The following is a 16199-nucleotide window of genomic DNA, read 5'->3' as shown; positions in this document are numbered from 1 at the left end:
CTGCTCCTTTAGTTACTGGGTGCCTTCGGCGTACCAGGTGCGGAATCGGTCGTATTTGGGCATCTCTTCGGAATTGGCCTTCGGATCGATGCAGACGTGCACCACGCCGACTTTGCCACTGGCGTAGGCGCGAGCGATCGCCGGGCCGATTTCCTCTTCCTTCTCGACGTACTCGCCGTGGCAACCGAAGCCCTCGGCGACCTTGTCCATCCGGACGTCCTTGCTCCAGTGCACCCCGGGCTGCGGCGACGGCTGGGCGAAGGTGCGCTTGTACACGCCCACCTCCAGGCCCCACTGGTGGTCAACACCCACCACGCACACCAGCGGAAGGTTCTGCCGCGCAGCGGTTTCCAACTCGGCGATGTGGAAGAGGAAAGCCGAATCGCTGGTCAGCAGCATCACCGGGCGCTTACCGCCCTCGGCGACCGACGCTCCGACCGCGTACGGCAGGCCGGTGCCGAGGTGGCCGAAGTTCTGGTTCCAGATGACGTCGCGCGGCTTGGACTGCGAGTAGGTCCATCCGAAGATCACGGTCGCGCCGCCGTCGCGCACCAGGATGCCGTCGTCGAGTTCGTTGAATGCCTTGGTGGCCTCGACGACGTAGCGCGCCGGGTGGATCGGCGAGCGTCCGGACGGTGCCGACTCCGCCATGTCCGCAAGCTCTTTCGCGTCCTTGTCGATCAGGGCCTGCAGCGCGGGTGCGGCTTGGCGCGGCGAGTCCTTGAGCGCGGAGACCAGCTGCGGCACCACGCCGCGCAGATCGCCGACCAGTGCCACGTCGAACCGGCGGTTGACGCCGATGGCGGCCGGGTCCTGCTCCACGTACACCCATTTGCGGTTCGCATCGTTGCCCGCCCAGTGCTGGGTGCGGCCGTAGTGCATCGGCTCACCGAGTTCGGTACCCAGCGCGACGCACAAATCGGATTGTTCGACGGCCTCATTGGCGGCCGGGGAAAACAGATAGGGGAACGTCCGGTCCCGCAGCCCCGGGATGAACGAGGTGCCGCCGGAGGTCTGGATCACCGGGCAGGCCATCAGCTCGGCCAGCTCCTTGACGTGCTGTTGAGTGCGGGAGGTGTGCACGCCGTGGCCGACCAGCAGGATCGGGCTCTTGGCCTCGCGGATCAGCTGCACGGCCTCGGCCACCTCGCGGGTTCCGGCGCCCTGGTTGACCAGCCGGTAGGCCGACGGCGCGGGCGCGGCCTCGACATCGAGCTCTTCGAGGATGACGTGCGACGGGAACTCGACGTAGGCCGGGCCGGGGGTGCCCGACATGGCCCGGCGGATGGCCTCGTGGATGATCTCGTCGGTCTGATCGGCGTACTCGATCGAGCTGCTGTACTTGACGGAAGCCGCGAAAAGTGGCTCCTGCTGCACGAATTGGATGCGGCCGCGTCGCACTCGGCGCTCGGTGACGCGAGCCCGCTGCCCGCCCAGGAAGATCACCGGCGAATTCTCCACGAGTGCGCATTGGATCGCTCCGGCGATGTTGGCCATGCCCGGGCCGAGGGTGCCGATGCACAGGCCGGGGTTACCCGTCATTCGCGACGCCGCCTCCGCCATGAACCCCGCGCTCAGTTCGTGATGCGGTGCGACCACCGACCAGCCGCGAGCGTCGGCCTCGGCGAACATGTGCACGAAGTTCGGGTCCGGGATGCCGAACAACGTGTTGACACCCTCGGCCTCGAACAGGTCGAGGATGCGTTTGTAGACCGGCACAGCCATGGTTCAGAGTTCCTTTCCGTCGCGAGCGCCGATTTCGGCGAGCACTTCTGCGGTGTGGGCGCCCAGCTGTGGCGCCGGCCCCGCAACCCGACCCGGGGTCTGCGAGAACCAGGTCGGCACGCCAGGGAAGCGCACCGGTCCGTGCGGGGTGTCCACCGTCTCGAACATGCCGACGGCGGCCAGATGCGGATCGTCGAAGAGCGCGCCAGGCGTATTCAGTGGCGCGGCCGGTATCTCGAGTTGGCGCAACAGGGCCAACCACTCCGCGGTGGAACGCTCCTTCATCGTTTCGGCGACCAGCCCGTAGACGGTGTCGATCTCGCGAGCGCGCTGCTCCAAGGTCGAATACAGCTCGCTGGCCCACGGTGGCTGCACGGCCTGTATGAAGGCGTTCCAGTGTTTGTCGTTGTAGATCAATGCGGCGATGTAGCCGTCGCTGGTGCGGTACGGGCGGCGGTTGGGCGCCACGGTCCGCGGATACACCGCCGGTCCGAGCGGAGGGTCGAACATGGCGCCGTTGGCATGTTCGACGAGCATGAACGAGGCCATGGTTTCGAACATGGCGACCTCGACCTCTTGGCCCTGTCCGGTGCGCTCGCGGTGAAACAGCGCCATCATCGTCGCGTACAGCGCAGTCAGACCCGCCACCTTGTCGGCCATGATGGTGCCGACGTAATCGGCTTCACCGGTAAGTTGCTGCTGGACTGCCGGCAGGCCGCATTCGGCCTGGATCGTGTCGTCGTAGGCGGGGCGGTCGTGATCGGGTCCGCGTCGCCCGTACCCATAGCAATTGGTGTAGATGATCGCGGGATTGATTGCGGCGACGTCGTCGTAGCCGAAGCCGAGCTTGGCGATCGCCTTGCCGCGCATCGAATGGATGAACACGTCGGCGGTCTCGACGAGAGCGCGTAACGCGCGCGTTCCGGCATCGGTTTGCAGGTCCAGCACGACGCTGCGCTTGCCCCGGTTGACGTTGACGAATACCCCGCTCATGCCCGGCGCCGGCCCCACCGAGATGTATCGGGTGTTATCTCCTTGGGGTGGTTCGACTTTGATCACGTCGGCGCCCATGTCCGCCAGGATCTGCGTGCAGTACGGTCCCATCACCATCGCGGTGAGGTCGATCACGCGCACACCGGTCATCGGGCCGGTCGGGCTAGTGCCGTGGACCGTCAATTCGCCCGCTCCCTTCTCTTCGGCGCGCCGAGCGTGGGGGATATGCACGAAAAGCACACGGATAGTGTCCATATCCCCCACGCTCGGCATGTCCGACACAGGACGCTAGCCATGGAACGCTCCTTGATCGGTTGAGCGGTGAGCCAGCTCGAAGCTGTAGCGGATGTGCTCGTTATGTCCATCCGGGACGACCGGAAACATCAGCGGCGCTTCGACATAGCGGATCGCGTCCAGGTGGCCGCCGACGTCCTCGATCGTCCACGACGACCGGCACACGCCCGGGCTCTCGGCGACGACCGCGCGGGCCACCCGGCCCGCCAGCGCGATGAACAGTTCACCGGTCACCGAGCACGACTCGTGCGAGAGCCAACCCACCACGGGTGCAACGAGTTCCGCGCCCATCGGCGGGTAGGCCGAAGTGTCGATGCCTTCGGCCATGCGCGTCACCGCGGCCGGCACGATCACGTTGCACCGCACCCCCTCGGCCGCGCCTTCCAGCGCGGCGACGTTGGACAACCCGATCACGCCGGCCTTGGCCGCGGCGTAGTTGGCCACGTTGTGGTTTCCGTACAGGCCACCGATCGACGACGTCAACACGATACGGCCGTAGCCCGCCGCGCACATCACCGGAAACGCGGGCCGCACCACGTGAAACGCACCGCGCAGGTGCACGTCGAGCACGGCATCGAAGTCTTGGTAGCTCATCTCCTTCAGCGAGCCGCGACGGACATTGCCGGCGTTGTGCACCAAAATGTCGATGCGGCCGAAGTTTTCGACCGCCGCCGCGACGATCGCCTCACCGCCCTCGGCGGTCGCCACCGATGCGCTGGATGCGACGGCCACTCCCCCGGCCGCGGTGATCTCAGCGACCACCTCTTCGGCCGGACCGGCGTCGACCCCGGCGCCGTCGAGGCTGCCGCCGACGTCGTTGACGACCACCTTCGCTCCGCGCGAGGCGAGCAGTCGCGCGTAGGCGCGGCCTAGACCGCGCCCGGCTCCGGTCACCACGGCTACCCGGTCGTCGAATCGCAATTGCGGCCCCTGGGTTTCGCTCAAGTGCCGAGCACCAAGCCTTCCAGGTCGCCCTTGTCGCGCCACACCCGCAGCAAGTCCTCGAAGGCGTAGAAGCCCGGGCCGTACGGTTCGCCCAGGTGCGACCGGATTCCTTCTCCTCCGCCGCCACCTTCGTTGTTGTAGTAGCCGGGCGTGCACTGGGCGTCGAACGCCGAGTTGTCGATCGCGGTTTCCCGGATCGTCGCGCACCACTGGTCTTGGGCGGCTTGGCTGGGCTCCACGGTGGTCGCGCCCCGCTTCAACGCCTCGGCGATGATGTAGGCGATGTGCTCGCCCTGCAGCTCGTAGTTCGCGGCGATGTTGGCGGAGATGCCGACTTGGGTGAAACCCGTATAGAACTGGTTCGGGAATCCACGGCTGGTCATCCCGTGCAGCGTCTTGTAGCCGCCGTGCCAGTGGTCGAACAGCGACAGTCCGTCGCGTCCCTCGATCGCTTCGATGGAATAGCGGCGGCTGATCTCGGTCGTGATCTCGAAACCGCTGGCGTAGATGATGCAGTCGACCTCGTACTCGACACCGCCCGCGACCAGGCCATTTTCCGTGATGCGTTCCACGCCTTTGGAATCGGAGACGTCGACGAGGGTGACGTTGGGCCGGTTGAACGTCGGCAGGTACTCGTCGTTGGACAACGGTCGCTTGCACAGAAACCGGTAGTAGGGCTTGAGCGCCTCGGCGGTCTGCGGCTCCTCGACAAGCGAGTCGATGCGGCGGCGCAGCCGCTCCATCAACTTGTAGTCCTCTTCTTCGCGGATCGCCATGAACTGCTCGGGGGTCATCGACGCGGGGTCATCCAGGGCCAGCACTCGGGCCGCGGTGTTGCGCCCCAACTCGGTCCAGAAGTCGCACACCAGATCCGGTTGACCCAGCGCCATGCCCTCGAACGTCCAGGAGTGGAAGTTGCGCTGACGCTCCCGCTGCCAGCCCGGCCGCAGCGTCTTGACCCATTCCGGGTCGGTGGGCGCGTTGTTGCGCTCGTCGACCGTCGAGGGGGTGCGCTGAAAGACGTAGAGGTGCTTGGCGTCTCGGGCCAGGAACGGCACGATCTGGATCGCGGTGGCGCCGGTGCCGATCACGGCGACCTTCTTGTCGGCGAGCTTGTGCAGGTTGCCGCTGGTGTCGCCGCCGGTGTACTCGTAGTCCCAGCGCGACGAGTGGAACGCGTGGCCCTTGAAGTCCTTGATCCCCGGGATGCCGGGCAATTTGGGCCGGTGGAACGGGCCCGAGGCGAGCACCACGAACCGGGCGCGGATATCGTCGTCACGGTTGGTGCCGATTCTCCAGCGTTTGATCTCCTCGTCCCAGCGCAGGTCGCGTACCTGGGTGGAGAAGATCGCCGAATCGTAAAGTCCGAAATGCTTGCCGATGTTGCGGCAGTGCTGGTAGATCTCGGCGCCGTCGGCGAATTTCTTCGACGGCATGAAATCCAGCTCTTCGAGAAGCGGTATGTAGCAGTAGGATTCGTTGTCACACTGGATGCCGGGATAGCGGTTCCAGTACCAGACGCCGCCGAAGTCGCCGCCGAGCTCGATGATCCGCACGTCGTCGACGCCCGCCTTCTTCAGGTGGGCCGCCGACAGCAGGCCGCCGAATCCGCCACCGAGCACCGCGACGTCGATGTCCTCGGCAATCGGCTCGCGCGGCACGGCGGGCGTGTGGGGATCGACTTCGTAATAGCCGGCGAAGTCGTCCTCCAACGCGATGTACTGCTTGGAACCCTCTTGGCGCAGCCGCTTTTCGCGTTCATGGGCATATTTCTCGCGCAGCGCGTCGATGTCTAGGTCGTCGGGCGTCTGGGTTGGCCCACAACCGTCTTGGTACATCGTCATGCCAGTGGGTGCTCCTTATCTTCAAAGCTCTTGGGGCGCACCGGCACCCATGTATCTCGACAATTGGTAGTGCAGATTGACCGTGCTGCGTTCGCGGTATGGGTTGGGCTTGGTGCCCGGAAAGCCGAGGGATTTCATGCCCTGCTGCACGGCTGCCATGTTGGAGAAGTCTTGCGGTAGCACCGACCGCCACCTGGGGTCCCCTACCGGGGTGTACTCCCACTCCGTCTGGGGCTCTTCGCCTTTCGGGTACAGCTCGAAGACCGACACCTCGAAGATGCACTTGTCGGGATTGTAGCTGGGGTGCGGCCGCGCGCCGTAGCACAGCGCGCTGGTCAGGCCCTGCCCGATCTGGAAGTTGGGAAAGATCTGCCATGCGGTGCCGGCCTGGCCCAGGATGTCGGCGGGAATCGTCGGCCAGACCACACCGCGGGCCTCGTCGTCGCGGCGTGCCGATGCCAGCCAGTGCTCGAGAACCTTGTCGGCCGGTGTCCCCTCGGGTAACTCGTCAACCAGCCGCTTGGCGGCGTTCACCAGTGTCTGGGTGGTGGTGGCATTGGTTTCCTCCATCGTGTACACCTGCATCTCCGCGGTCGACACGCGCGGATCGGCGCCGATGCCGAGTCGGATCTTGGACTTGGTGGCCTCCATGTCTTCCGGCGCGTCGTAACCGATGTGGCTGTGCTTGCCCTGCGCTTTCGCCCAGCCCTTGAACTCGCCGAACTTATTGAACTCGGGATGGGTGGTGTAGACGTGGTAGGTCTCGTTGAAGGCCTCCAGCGCGACTTTCCAGTTGCAGTCGAATTCAAGCCATTTGCGCCATTTGTAGCGCATGTTCTCGCACCCGAACGGGTCGAGAATCTTCGCGGCGGGAAACAGGTAGTCGGCCAGCGGCTCACAGTCGGGGTCCATGTTGATCCACAACCAGCCGCCCCACGTGTCGACCTTCACCGGCCGCAGGTGGGTGTTGTCGGGCGTGAGCGCGTCCTGCCAGTCCTGCTGTTCGCGTATGTGCGTGCACGCACCGTCCAGGCCGTAGGTCCAGCCGTGAAAGCCGCAGACGAACGACTTTCGGGCTCGGGCACAAGCGTTCTTGGCGCCCTCGGGCGTGTCGATCAGCCGGCGCCCGCGGTGCATACAGACGTTGTGGTGCGCCCGAAATTCATTGCTGCCGGTGCGCACCACGATGATCGAGTCGTCGAGGATGTCGTAGGTCAGGTAGCTGCCCACCTCGGGCAGCTCCTCGACGCGGCCGACCTGCTGCCAGACCTTGCGCCACAGCTTGTCGCGCTCGGCGCGGGCATAGTCCTCGGAGATGTAGGCCTCGACGCCGATCGTCATCGGTGTCGAAAGTTCCTCGGCCGCAGCATCTTTGGCCAGGTCGGTCATCACATCCTCCTAATCGCCGCGCGGAAGGACTCGTCCTTGAGGAAAAGCGAGGTGTTGTCGGCGCCGAGATGGCTCCACTTGAGGTCCAGCCCGCCGTCGACGAGCAGCGTCTGGCCGGTGATGTAGCTCGACATCTCGGAGAGCAGGAACAGGATCGCCGCGGCCTGCTCCTCGGGCCGCCCGCGTCTACCCATCGCGATCGCCCGCCGATCCCGCTCGGGGTCCTCGTCGACATAGGTGCGGGAGGCCGCGGTCTCGGTGACGCCGGGTGCCACCGCGTTCACCCGAATTCGCGACGCCGCCAACTCGACGGCCATCGTGCGGGTCATCGCCGCGATCGCGGCCTTGGCCGTGCCGTAGGCGATGTGAAACGGCGCGGTGTTCATGCCACTGATCGAGGAGATCGACACGATCGATCCCGGCTGTTGCTGCACGAGGAGTTCAGCGGCCACGGCCTGGCTCATGAAGAAGGCCGTTTCGAGATTGTCGGCGAAGATCTTGCGCCAGTCGCTGCGCGCCACCCGGGTCGACGGCATCCACGTCGACGGTTCGGCGCCGCCGGCGACATTGACCAGCCCGTACAAGCTGCCCTCGGCTCGGCGGGCGTGGTCGATCACCGCGGCGATGCCGTCGTCGGTGGACGCGTCGGCCGCGACGGGCACCACCGCCAGCCCCTGACTGGCCAGGGGTGCGACGTGCTGGTCCAGGTTCTCCTTCGATCGGCTGACCGCGATCACCGTGGCGCCGGCCCGAGCGGTCATGGCCGTGACGGTGGTTCCGATGCCGCCCCCGCCGGCGCCGGATACCACCACGATGCGGCCGTGAAGCCCCAGGAGATCCTCGTGATCGTCCATGACCTGCTTTCGCCTGCTGTGGACGAGGCTTTCGTCTCGTCCACAGCAGGATCTATCATCCGTTTTGTCCGGACAAAATATCGCGTTCTGTCCTTTGGAGAACACTATTCCGATCGGTGGACTTGGCTGTCAAGGTCCATCCGGGTCGGCTTCGGTGCCTATTGTCTGGACTAGGTGGAGTTGATAACGTCCAGCCCAAACGGCCGACGGAAGGACCCGGCGAGTCATGGCGATCTCAACGCAGCCCTCGCGGTACGAAGGGACGCACCCGGTGGACGTTGCGCCGGGTTGGGAGCTCGAACGGGTCACCGCGCCCAGCCGGCTGTTCGGCGCCAACGGATTGCGCACCGGCCCGGACGGTCGCATCTACATCGCCCAGGTGACCGGCAGCCAGATCAGCGCGCTGGATCACCGCACCGGGGAATTGGTGACCGCCAGCCCCAAGGGTGGGGACATCGTGGCGCCCGACGACGTCGCGTTCGACGCCGACGGCAACCTGTACGCGACCGAGGTGATGGACGGCCGGGTCAGCATGCGCGATACCCGCGGACGCACGCGGGTGCTGCGTGACGACGTGCCCTCGGCCAACGGCATCACCGTCCATGCGGGCCGGTTGTTCATCGGTGAATGCCGCGAGGGCGGGCGGCTCATGGAACTCGACCTGGCGGGCGGACCGCCGCGCGTCCTGTTGGAGAACGTGCCCTCACCGAACGCGATGGAGGTCGGCCCCGACGGCCTGCTCTACTTCCCGGTGATGGGCGCCAACGAGATCTGGCGCATCGACCCTGACGGCGGCGAGCCGCAGTGTGTCGCAGGCGATCTCGGCGTGCCCGACTCAGTCAAGTTCGACGCCGAGGGCTACCTCGTCTCCACACAGGTGGCCAGTGGGCAGGTGCTGCGCATCGATCCGCGCAGCGGCGAACGGCGCCTGCTCGCCCAGCTGAATCCGGGCCTGGACAACTGCACCTTCGTGGGCGAACAGCTGTTCGTCTCCAACTTCACCGGCGAGATCACCGAGATATCGCCCGACGGCACAACGCGATCCGTGTTAGCCGGTGGACTGAACTGGCCGATGGACCTCGCCGTCGGCCACGACGGACGGCTCTACATCGCCGACGGCACATACTTCTACGTCGCCCTGCCCGGCGGATCCCTGCATACCGCGGGAATGCTGTTCAGCCCCGGCTATCCGGGATTCCTGCGCGGCGTCGTGGCCAGCGGCCCCGGCGAGTTCGTCGTGACGACGTCCGGTGGGCAGGTCAGCCGCTACCGGCCCGAAGCCAGCGAAACCGAGGTGCTGGCAGACGGTTTCGACCAGCTCTACGGAGTCGCCCTGACTCCCGGCGGTGCGGTGTTTGCGGAGTTGGGCACCGGGCGGGTGCTGTCGCTGCGGTCGGGGGCCGTCGAGGTGCTGGCGACCGATCTGCGCGAGCCGGTCGGCGTCGCGATCGACGCCGACGGGGCATGTCTGGTCGCGGAGGCCGGAGCAGGACGGGTGGTCAGGGTGACCGGGTCGCGGACCGACACCGTTGTCGCCGATCTGCAACGCCCGCAAGGCATTGTGGTCCGGGGCGACGTGCTGTACATCGTCGATGCCGGCGCCAAGGAAGTGGTCGCGTTCGATCTGGCCAGCAGCACGCGGCGCACGATCGCGTCGGGGCTGCCGGTTGGTCCGCCGCCCGGTGTGACGCCCAAGCCGCTGCGCGGCATGCCGCCGTTCTCCGGGCCGCAGGGCCCATTCGCCGGGATCACCGCCGCGCCCGACGGCACGCTGTACCTGTCGGCCGACGGCGACGGCAGCGTGCTGGCGCTGCGCAAGGACGGCGGCTGATGCCCCAGACCATCGAGGGAGACCACCGCTACCTTCAGATCGCGCGCACGCTGCGTAAGGAGATCGTCGACGGCGTTTACCCGGTGGGCTCGCAGCTGCCGACCGAGCACCAACTGTGCGAGCGCTTCGCGGTGAGCCGCTACACCGTCCGCGAAGCCTTGCGCCGGCTGCGCGAGGACAACCTGGTCGCGTCTCGACCGCGGGCGGGCACCCGGGTGGTTCCCCGGCCGGCCTCGAGTTCCTATGCCCAGGACGCGTTGTCGATCGACGACCTGCTCGCATTCGCGGCCGGCGCGCAGCTGACCATCGAATCCAACTCGATGGTGACGATCGACGACGAGCTGGCGGCCCGGACCGGGCTCGAGGTCGGTACCCAGTGGCTGTCGGTGCGCGGCTATCGGCAGGCCGACGGCGCGTCGGCGCCGATGTGCCGCACCGAGTACTACATCAGCCGGAGCTTCGCCGCGGTCGGCAGGCTGCTGCAACGCCATGTCGGCCCGATCTTCCCGTTGATCGAGGATCTGTTCGGCGTGAGCGTCGCGCAGCTGCACCAGGAGATCGCCGCGGTGCTGCTCTCGCCGGAACTGGCGGACGGTCTGGGCGTCCAACCAGGCACGGCCGCGCTGCAGATGCGGCGCACCTACACCACCTCCGACGGCGAGGTGGCCCAGGTGACGATCAACACCCATCTGTCGTCGAAGTTTCGGTACGCGATGACCATGCGTCGCATCACCGGTCAGGCCGGCTGAGATGCTTACCCGGGCACCGCAAGACGCCGCGCTCGCGTCCGAGGCATACCGCCGCGGGCTGTGGGTGCACTCCACGCTGGCCGATTCGCTGCGCACCGCCGCGCAACTATCGCCGCAGCGAACGGTGGTGGTGGACGGGGAGGTTCGACTGGATTGCGCCACGTTGCATTCGCAGGCCGGCGCGCTGGCGGCCGCCATGCTGTCGCGCATCCCGCCCGGCAGCGTTGTCTCGTTCATGCTCCCGAACTGGCACGAGGCCGCAGTCATCTATCTGGCCGCGACCCTGGCGGGAATGGTGGTCAACCCGATCCTGCCGTCGCTGCGCGACCACGACCTACAATTTGTCCTCGAAGACGCCGGCACCGCAATGGTTTTCGTCCCCGGCCGGTATGGCGGGCATGACTACGCCGGGATGCTGGAACGCGTGACCGCCGCGATGAGATCGGCGCCGACAGTGGTGGTGCTGCGTGGTGATGCCGGTCCGCACACACCGTACCCGGCCCTGCTGGCGCAAAGACCAAACGAGACACTTCCCGCGCTGGATCCCGATGCCGTGCGGATGATTCTCTACACATCCGGCACCACAAGTCGCCCGAAAGGCGTCCTGCACACCCATAATTCGATACACGCCCTGATAGTTCAGATCCGCGACCACTGGATGATCGAGCCCGGCGACAAATTCCTGGTCCCGTCGCCGATCGCCCACATCGGTGGCTCTATATACGCGTTCGAATGCCCGCTGCTGCTGGGAACGACGGCAGTGTTGATGGACCGCTGGGAACCTTCGCAGGCGGTCGCGTTGATGGACGCCGAACGCTGTACCCACATGGCCGGGGCCACCCCGTTCTTGCAGCAGCTGTTGTCCGCCGCCCAGCGCGCCGAAACCCACCTGCCCGACTTGAAGGTATTCGTCTGCGGCGGCGCATCCGTATCGCCGCCGCTGATCCGCCGCGCTACCCAGTATTTCGAGCATGCGGTGGTCACCCGGGTGTACGGATGCACGGAAGTGCCCGTCGCGACGGTCGGCGCCCCGCGGCCCGGCGAAGCCGATCACGCGGCGGACACCGACGGCAGGCCCGGGATCGCCGAGATCAAGCTCGTCGCGCACGAGGCGGCGCCCGCCGGTGACGGGGAGATCTGTGTGCGCGGTCCGCAGATGCTGGTGGGCTACCGTCATCCCGAAGACGAATCTTTGGATGCCGCAGGCTTTTTCCGCACCGGGGACCTCGGGCGCTGGGTCGATCAGAAGTACCTGGTCGTGACCGGCCGGGCCAAGGACGTCATCATCCGCAGCGGTGAGAACATTTCGGCCAAGGAGGTCGAGGACCTGCTCGCCGACCATCCCGGCATCGCCGAAATCGCGGTCGTCGGACTGCCCGACGAGCGCACCGGCGAGCGGGCGTGTGCCGTGATCGTTCCCTCGGGCACCGAGCACCCGGACGTCGCGAGTCTGCTTGCGCTGCTGGTGAGCAAGGGCGTCGCCAAATTCAAGGCACCGGAACAGGTCGTGATCGCCGACGCGCTGCCGAAGAACGACGCCGGAAAGGTTCTCAAGCATCGGATCCGGGCGTCATTGCTGCGGACGGGAACCGAGGATGGGTGAGATGCAGGTCGCTATCGTCACGGGAGCCAGCAGCGGTATCGGCTTGGGCTGCGCGGTAAAACTGGCCGAAATGGGCATGGCGGTCGTGGGCACCGGCCGGGACCGAGACCGGCTCGCCGAACTCGAAAAGGCGATCGGCGATCCGGATCGCGTCGCCACCCTCGCGGTCGACCTGACCGACGATGACGCGCCGCGACGCATCGTGGACCTCGCGGTCGGGCGATGGGGTCGCATCGACTTCCTGATCAACAACGCCGGCGTGGGCAGCCCCAAACCGCTGCACGAGACGGACGACGAAACCCTGGACTATTTCCTGGGTTTGATGCTGCGGGCACCGTTTCGGCTCGCTCGCGAGGTGCTGCCGCACATGTCACCCGGATCGGCGATCATCAACGTGACGTCGACATTCGCGGTCGTCGGCGGCTTGCGCGGCGGCGCCTACTCCGCCGCCAAGGGCGGGCTGACCGCCCTGACCACCCACATCGCCTGCCAGTACGGCGCGTCGGGGATCCGCTGCAATGCCGTCGCACCCGGGGTGACGGTGACGCCGATGGTCGAGAAGCGCTTGGCGGACGAGCGATTCCGCAAGATCAACACCGAGATGACCCCGCATCAACGGTTGGGCCGCATCGACGACATCGCCAGCACCGTCGCTTTCCTGTGCTCGCCGGGCGGAAGTTTCATCAACGGCCAAACGATCGTCGTGGACGGCGGCTGGAGTTCGACGAAGTACCTGTCCGAGTCCGCGCTGAATTCGCGGTGGATCGAGCAATGAATCTGTTTGCGATGCTCGAGCAGGCCGCAAGCCGGTTCCCCGATCGCGGCGCCGTGTACCTCGGCAATCACCAGGTCTGCACGTGGGTTGAGTTGCGGGACAGGGCATTACGCTTGGCGGCAGCGATCCGCCAGCAGCACGAGGCGGGTGCTCGTATCGCGATCGCCACGCACAACCGCCCCGAGATCGTCGAGTTGATGTTTGCGATCTGGGCCGCCGAGTGCGTCGCCGTCCCGATCAACTACAAGCTGCATCCACGCGAGATGGCGCAGATCCTCGAGGACGCGGGCGCGGCTCGCGTGTTCGCCTCGTCCACCATCGGCGGCGAGCTTGCGTCGTTGACCGCGACACCAACGGAAGTCATTGACTCCGGGGACTATTCGCGACGATTCGCCGCCGCCCCGTGGGCTCCGCCGCGCACCGACCCGACGGCGCTGGCGTGGCTGTTCTACACCAGCGGAACCACCGGCCGGTCCAAGGGCGCGATGCTGTCGCACCGCAACCTCACGGCGATGACCGTCGCCCACCTGGCCGACATCGACGATCCGGACGAAGGCTGCAGCCTCGTGCATGCGGCACCGATGTCGCACGGCTCCGGCCTTTACGTGCTGCCGTACGTGCTGCGCGCCGCCCGTCAGGTGGTGCCCTCCTCGGGTGCATTCGATCCGGACGAGTTTCTCGATCTCTGCGCGCAGCACCCGGCCGCCAGCGCATTTCTGGCTCCCACGATGGTGCAGCGGCTGGTCGATACGGGCCGCGGCCGTCCGGCCAATCTCAAGAAGATCGTCTACGGCGGTGGGCCCATGTATGTCGAAGGCCTGCGCAAGGCGATCACGGCGTTCGGCCCGATCTTCGCGCAGATTTACGGGCAGGGCGAGTCCCCGATGACCATCACCGGGCTGCGCGGCGTCGATCACGAGTCGGGCGACGACGCGATTCTCGGTTCGGTCGGTTATGCGCGCTCCGGGATGGAGGTCGCGGTGCTGCGCGCGGACGGTCAGCGGGCACCCGTCGGCGAGATCGGCGAAATCGTCTGCAGCGGAGACGCGGTGATGTCCGGATACTGGCGAAACCCCGGCGCGACCGCTGCCACGCTCAAAGATGGCTGGCTCTACACCGGTGACATGGGTTCCTTCGACTCGCGGGGTTATTTGACGCTGCGCGATCGGTCGAAAGATGTTGTCATCAGCGGCGGGAGCAACATCTACCCCCGGGAGGTGGAGGAGGTGCTGCTCGAGCACCCCGGAGTCGCCGAGGCATGCGTGGTAGGCACGCCCGACGCCGAGTGGGGCGAGGTGGTGGTCGCGTTCATCGTCGGCGCGGTCGACCCGGCCGCTTTGGACGCGCATCTGTTGCGGCGCATTGCCCGCTTCAAACGGCCCAAGCGCTACGAATTCGTCGACGAGTTACCGAAAAACAGCTACGGCAAGGTGCTCAAGCGGGAACTGCGGGCCAGCTTGGCGCGGTGAGCCCGCGGCGAATGCCGAGAGAAATCAAGGAGGTCGCAATGAAGTGTCGTGCCGCGGTGATTCGCGGGGTCGGCCAGGATTGGGAGATCCGCGAGATCGAGCTCGATCCGCCCCGCGCCGGTGAAGTCCTGGTGCGGATGGCCGTCGCCGGGGTCTGCCACTCCGACGACCACCTGTTCACCGGCGACGTCGTGCCGACCCCCGAGGTGCTGGCCGCCAGCGGCCAGCCCGCACCGGACTGGTTCCCGCTGCTCGGCGGTCACGAGGGTGCCGGTGTGGTCGCCGAGGTCGGGCCGGGCGTGACGACGGTGCGGCCCGGCGATCACGTGGCGCTGTCGTTCATTCCGGCGTGCGGCAGTTGCCGGTTCTGCGTGAACGGGCAGAGCTACATCTGCGACATCGGCGCCAGCCTGTTCCGGCGGGAGATGCCGACCGACGGAACGTGTCGCCGGCACCTCGGCGACGAAAACCTGTTGGCCTACGGTCAACTCGGCACGTTCGCCGAATATGCGGTGCTGTCGGAGAAGTCCGTCATCAAGATCGACGACGCGATCCCCTTCCATGCCGCCTCCCTGGTGTCGTGCGGGGTCAGCACCGGCTGGGGCTCCGCGACGATCTCGGCCGGCACCGAGCCCGGCGACACCGTGGTGGTCATCGGCACCGGCGGGGTCGGGATGAACGCCCTGCAGGGCGCGCGAGCTGTCGGCGCAACCTATGTTGTCGGGGTGGATCCGGTTGACTCCAAACGGGATTCGGCCAAGTTCTTCGGGGCCACCCATACCGCCGCGTCGGCCGAGGAAGCGATCCCGTTGGTCAGGGAGATCACCGACGGCCTGATGGCCGACCGGGTGGTGGTCTGTCCCGGCGTCGTGCACGTCGACTTGATCCCGTTGGCGCTCACGCTGCTTCGCAAGGGCGGGATCTGCGTGCTCACCGGTATCACCCCGTACACCGAACCTCCGACACCGTTGGTCCTGCAGGAGATGACGCTGTCGGCCAAACAACTCCGCGGGGCTCTGTACGGCGGTATGAACCCGCGCACCAGCGTGCCGCTGCTGTTGTCGTTGTATCAGGCGGGCGCACTCAAACTGGACGAGCTGGTCACCCGCCACTATCGGCTCGAGGACATCAACGAGGCGATGACGGATTTGCGCGAGGGCCGCAACATTCGCGGCGTGATCGATTTCGCCGGTACGTGATCGGGCGCGCAGATCATCCGGACTCGAAGTGATTCCGAATGCCCGCCAGCATCTTGATGTGTGCCTTGACCCCCTCGCGGACGGTCACCCCGGCCAACAGGCGCGGCGCGGTGAACCCGATCCGCTCGGTGACCCGGGTGCCGCCGTCGACCGGTTCGAAGCTCACCGTGCCGCGTAGCCGCACCCCGGGCGACTGGTCGGCCTCCGTCAGTACATCGCCGTGCGCGGGCACTCGCAGCCGGGCCTGATAGGTGGTCCGTAACGTCAACGGCCCCAGCGGGATTCGATCGACCACTCGATAGGTCTGCTGATAGCCGTCCTCGGTTTCGCTGCGCGACACCGTTTCCACGGACACGATCAACGGGTGGACGAGCTTGATGTTGTTCAGGTCCACGTAATAGTCGCGCACCGCGTCGGGCGGCGCGGGCACCAGCTCGGACAGCGTCCGGTCGGTGTGCACGGTCCACCAGCTCATGGAGGAAATCTAGCCCGCGGATGCGCGGAAAGGCCCGCGAGCGTAACGCCACGC

Annotated in this window: 13 protein-coding genes; 6 read left to right on the top strand and 7 right to left on the bottom strand. The window is 66.6% G+C overall.

Going from position 1 to position 16199, the window contains the following annotated elements; translation table 11 throughout:
- Positions 1-12: 12 nt before the first annotated feature.
- The 6 genes from BN973_RS03285 to BN973_RS03260 all read right to left on the bottom strand — a co-directional run bounded on the left by BN973_RS03285 (position 13) and on the right by BN973_RS03260 (position 8044).
- On the bottom strand, positions 13-1725 hold the full coding sequence (locus BN973_RS03285; RefSeq protein WP_036465887.1) for a thiamine pyrophosphate-binding protein: 1713 nt from the start codon (positions 1723-1725) through the stop codon (positions 13-15).
- Between the two features lie 3 nt (positions 1726-1728).
- Positions 1729-2868, bottom strand: coding sequence for a CaiB/BaiF CoA transferase family protein (locus BN973_RS03280; protein WP_036465885.1), 1140 nt, complete (start codon positions 2866-2868; stop codon positions 1729-1731).
- A gap of 138 nt (positions 2869-3006) precedes the next feature.
- Positions 3007-3957, bottom strand: a complete 951-nt coding sequence (locus tag BN973_RS03275) for an SDR family NAD(P)-dependent oxidoreductase (protein WP_036465883.1) — start codon at positions 3955-3957, stop codon at positions 3007-3009.
- The gene (locus tag BN973_RS03270; RefSeq protein ID WP_036465881.1) at positions 3954-5801 is read right to left on the bottom strand and encodes a flavin-containing monooxygenase; all 1848 of its coding nucleotides are present in this window, start codon (positions 5799-5801) and stop codon (positions 3954-3956) included. The genes BN973_RS03275 and BN973_RS03270 overlap by 4 nt, the downstream gene beginning before the upstream one ends.
- Positions 5802-5822: 21 nt before the next feature.
- Positions 5823-7190 (bottom strand): aromatic ring-hydroxylating oxygenase subunit alpha, encoded by a 1368-nt coding sequence (locus BN973_RS03265; RefSeq protein WP_036465878.1) that lies wholly within the window; start codon positions 7188-7190, stop codon positions 5823-5825.
- A complete protein-coding gene (locus BN973_RS03260) occupies positions 7190-8044 on the bottom strand; it encodes an SDR family NAD(P)-dependent oxidoreductase (RefSeq protein ID WP_036465876.1) in 855 nt (284 codons plus the stop codon). The genes BN973_RS03265 and BN973_RS03260 overlap by 1 nt, the downstream gene beginning before the upstream one ends.
- A gap of 226 nt (positions 8045-8270) precedes the next feature.
- Between BN973_RS03260 and BN973_RS03255 the strand changes: the two genes are divergently transcribed.
- The 6 genes from BN973_RS03255 to BN973_RS03230 are packed head-to-tail and all read left to right on the top strand — an operon-like array spanning position 8271 to position 15670.
- Complete coding sequence (locus BN973_RS03255; protein ID WP_036465873.1) at positions 8271-9875, top strand: Vgb family protein; 1605 nt, start codon at positions 8271-8273, stop codon at positions 9873-9875.
- Complete coding sequence (locus BN973_RS03250; protein WP_036465870.1) at positions 9875-10624, top strand: GntR family transcriptional regulator; 750 nt, start codon at positions 9875-9877, stop codon at positions 10622-10624. Before BN973_RS03255 ends, BN973_RS03250 begins: the two co-directional genes overlap by 1 nt.
- A gap of 1 nt (position 10625) precedes the next feature.
- On the top strand, positions 10626-12227 hold the full coding sequence (locus BN973_RS03245; protein ID WP_036465868.1) for an AMP-binding protein: 1602 nt from the start codon (positions 10626-10628) through the stop codon (positions 12225-12227).
- The gene (locus tag BN973_RS03240) at positions 12220-13002 is read left to right on the top strand and encodes an SDR family NAD(P)-dependent oxidoreductase (RefSeq protein WP_084163287.1); all 783 of its coding nucleotides are present in this window, start codon (positions 12220-12222) and stop codon (positions 13000-13002) included. The genes BN973_RS03245 and BN973_RS03240 overlap by 8 nt, the downstream gene beginning before the upstream one ends.
- Entirely contained in the window at positions 12999-14471 is a 1473-nt protein-coding gene (locus BN973_RS03235) for an AMP-binding protein (protein ID WP_198048884.1), read from the top strand. Before BN973_RS03240 ends, BN973_RS03235 begins: the two co-directional genes overlap by 4 nt.
- Positions 14472-14527: 56 nt before the next feature.
- Positions 14528-15670: an NDMA-dependent alcohol dehydrogenase gene (locus BN973_RS03230; protein WP_036471984.1), complete on the top strand. Its 1143-nt coding sequence runs from the start codon at positions 14528-14530 to the stop codon at positions 15668-15670.
- A gap of 13 nt (positions 15671-15683) precedes the next feature.
- Here BN973_RS03230 and BN973_RS03225 read toward each other — a convergent pair whose 3' ends face one another.
- Entirely contained in the window at positions 15684-16145 is a 462-nt protein-coding gene (locus BN973_RS03225; RefSeq protein WP_036465863.1) for an SRPBCC family protein, read from the bottom strand.
- Between the last annotated feature and the right edge of the window lie 54 nt (positions 16146-16199).

Source organism: Mycobacterium triplex (assembly GCF_000689255.1).
Taxonomy (GTDB): Bacteria; Actinomycetota; Actinomycetes; order Mycobacteriales; family Mycobacteriaceae; genus Mycobacterium; species Mycobacterium triplex.
Note: the sequence above shows the minus strand (reverse complement) of the source record. Positions and strands in the feature narration are given on the sequence as shown.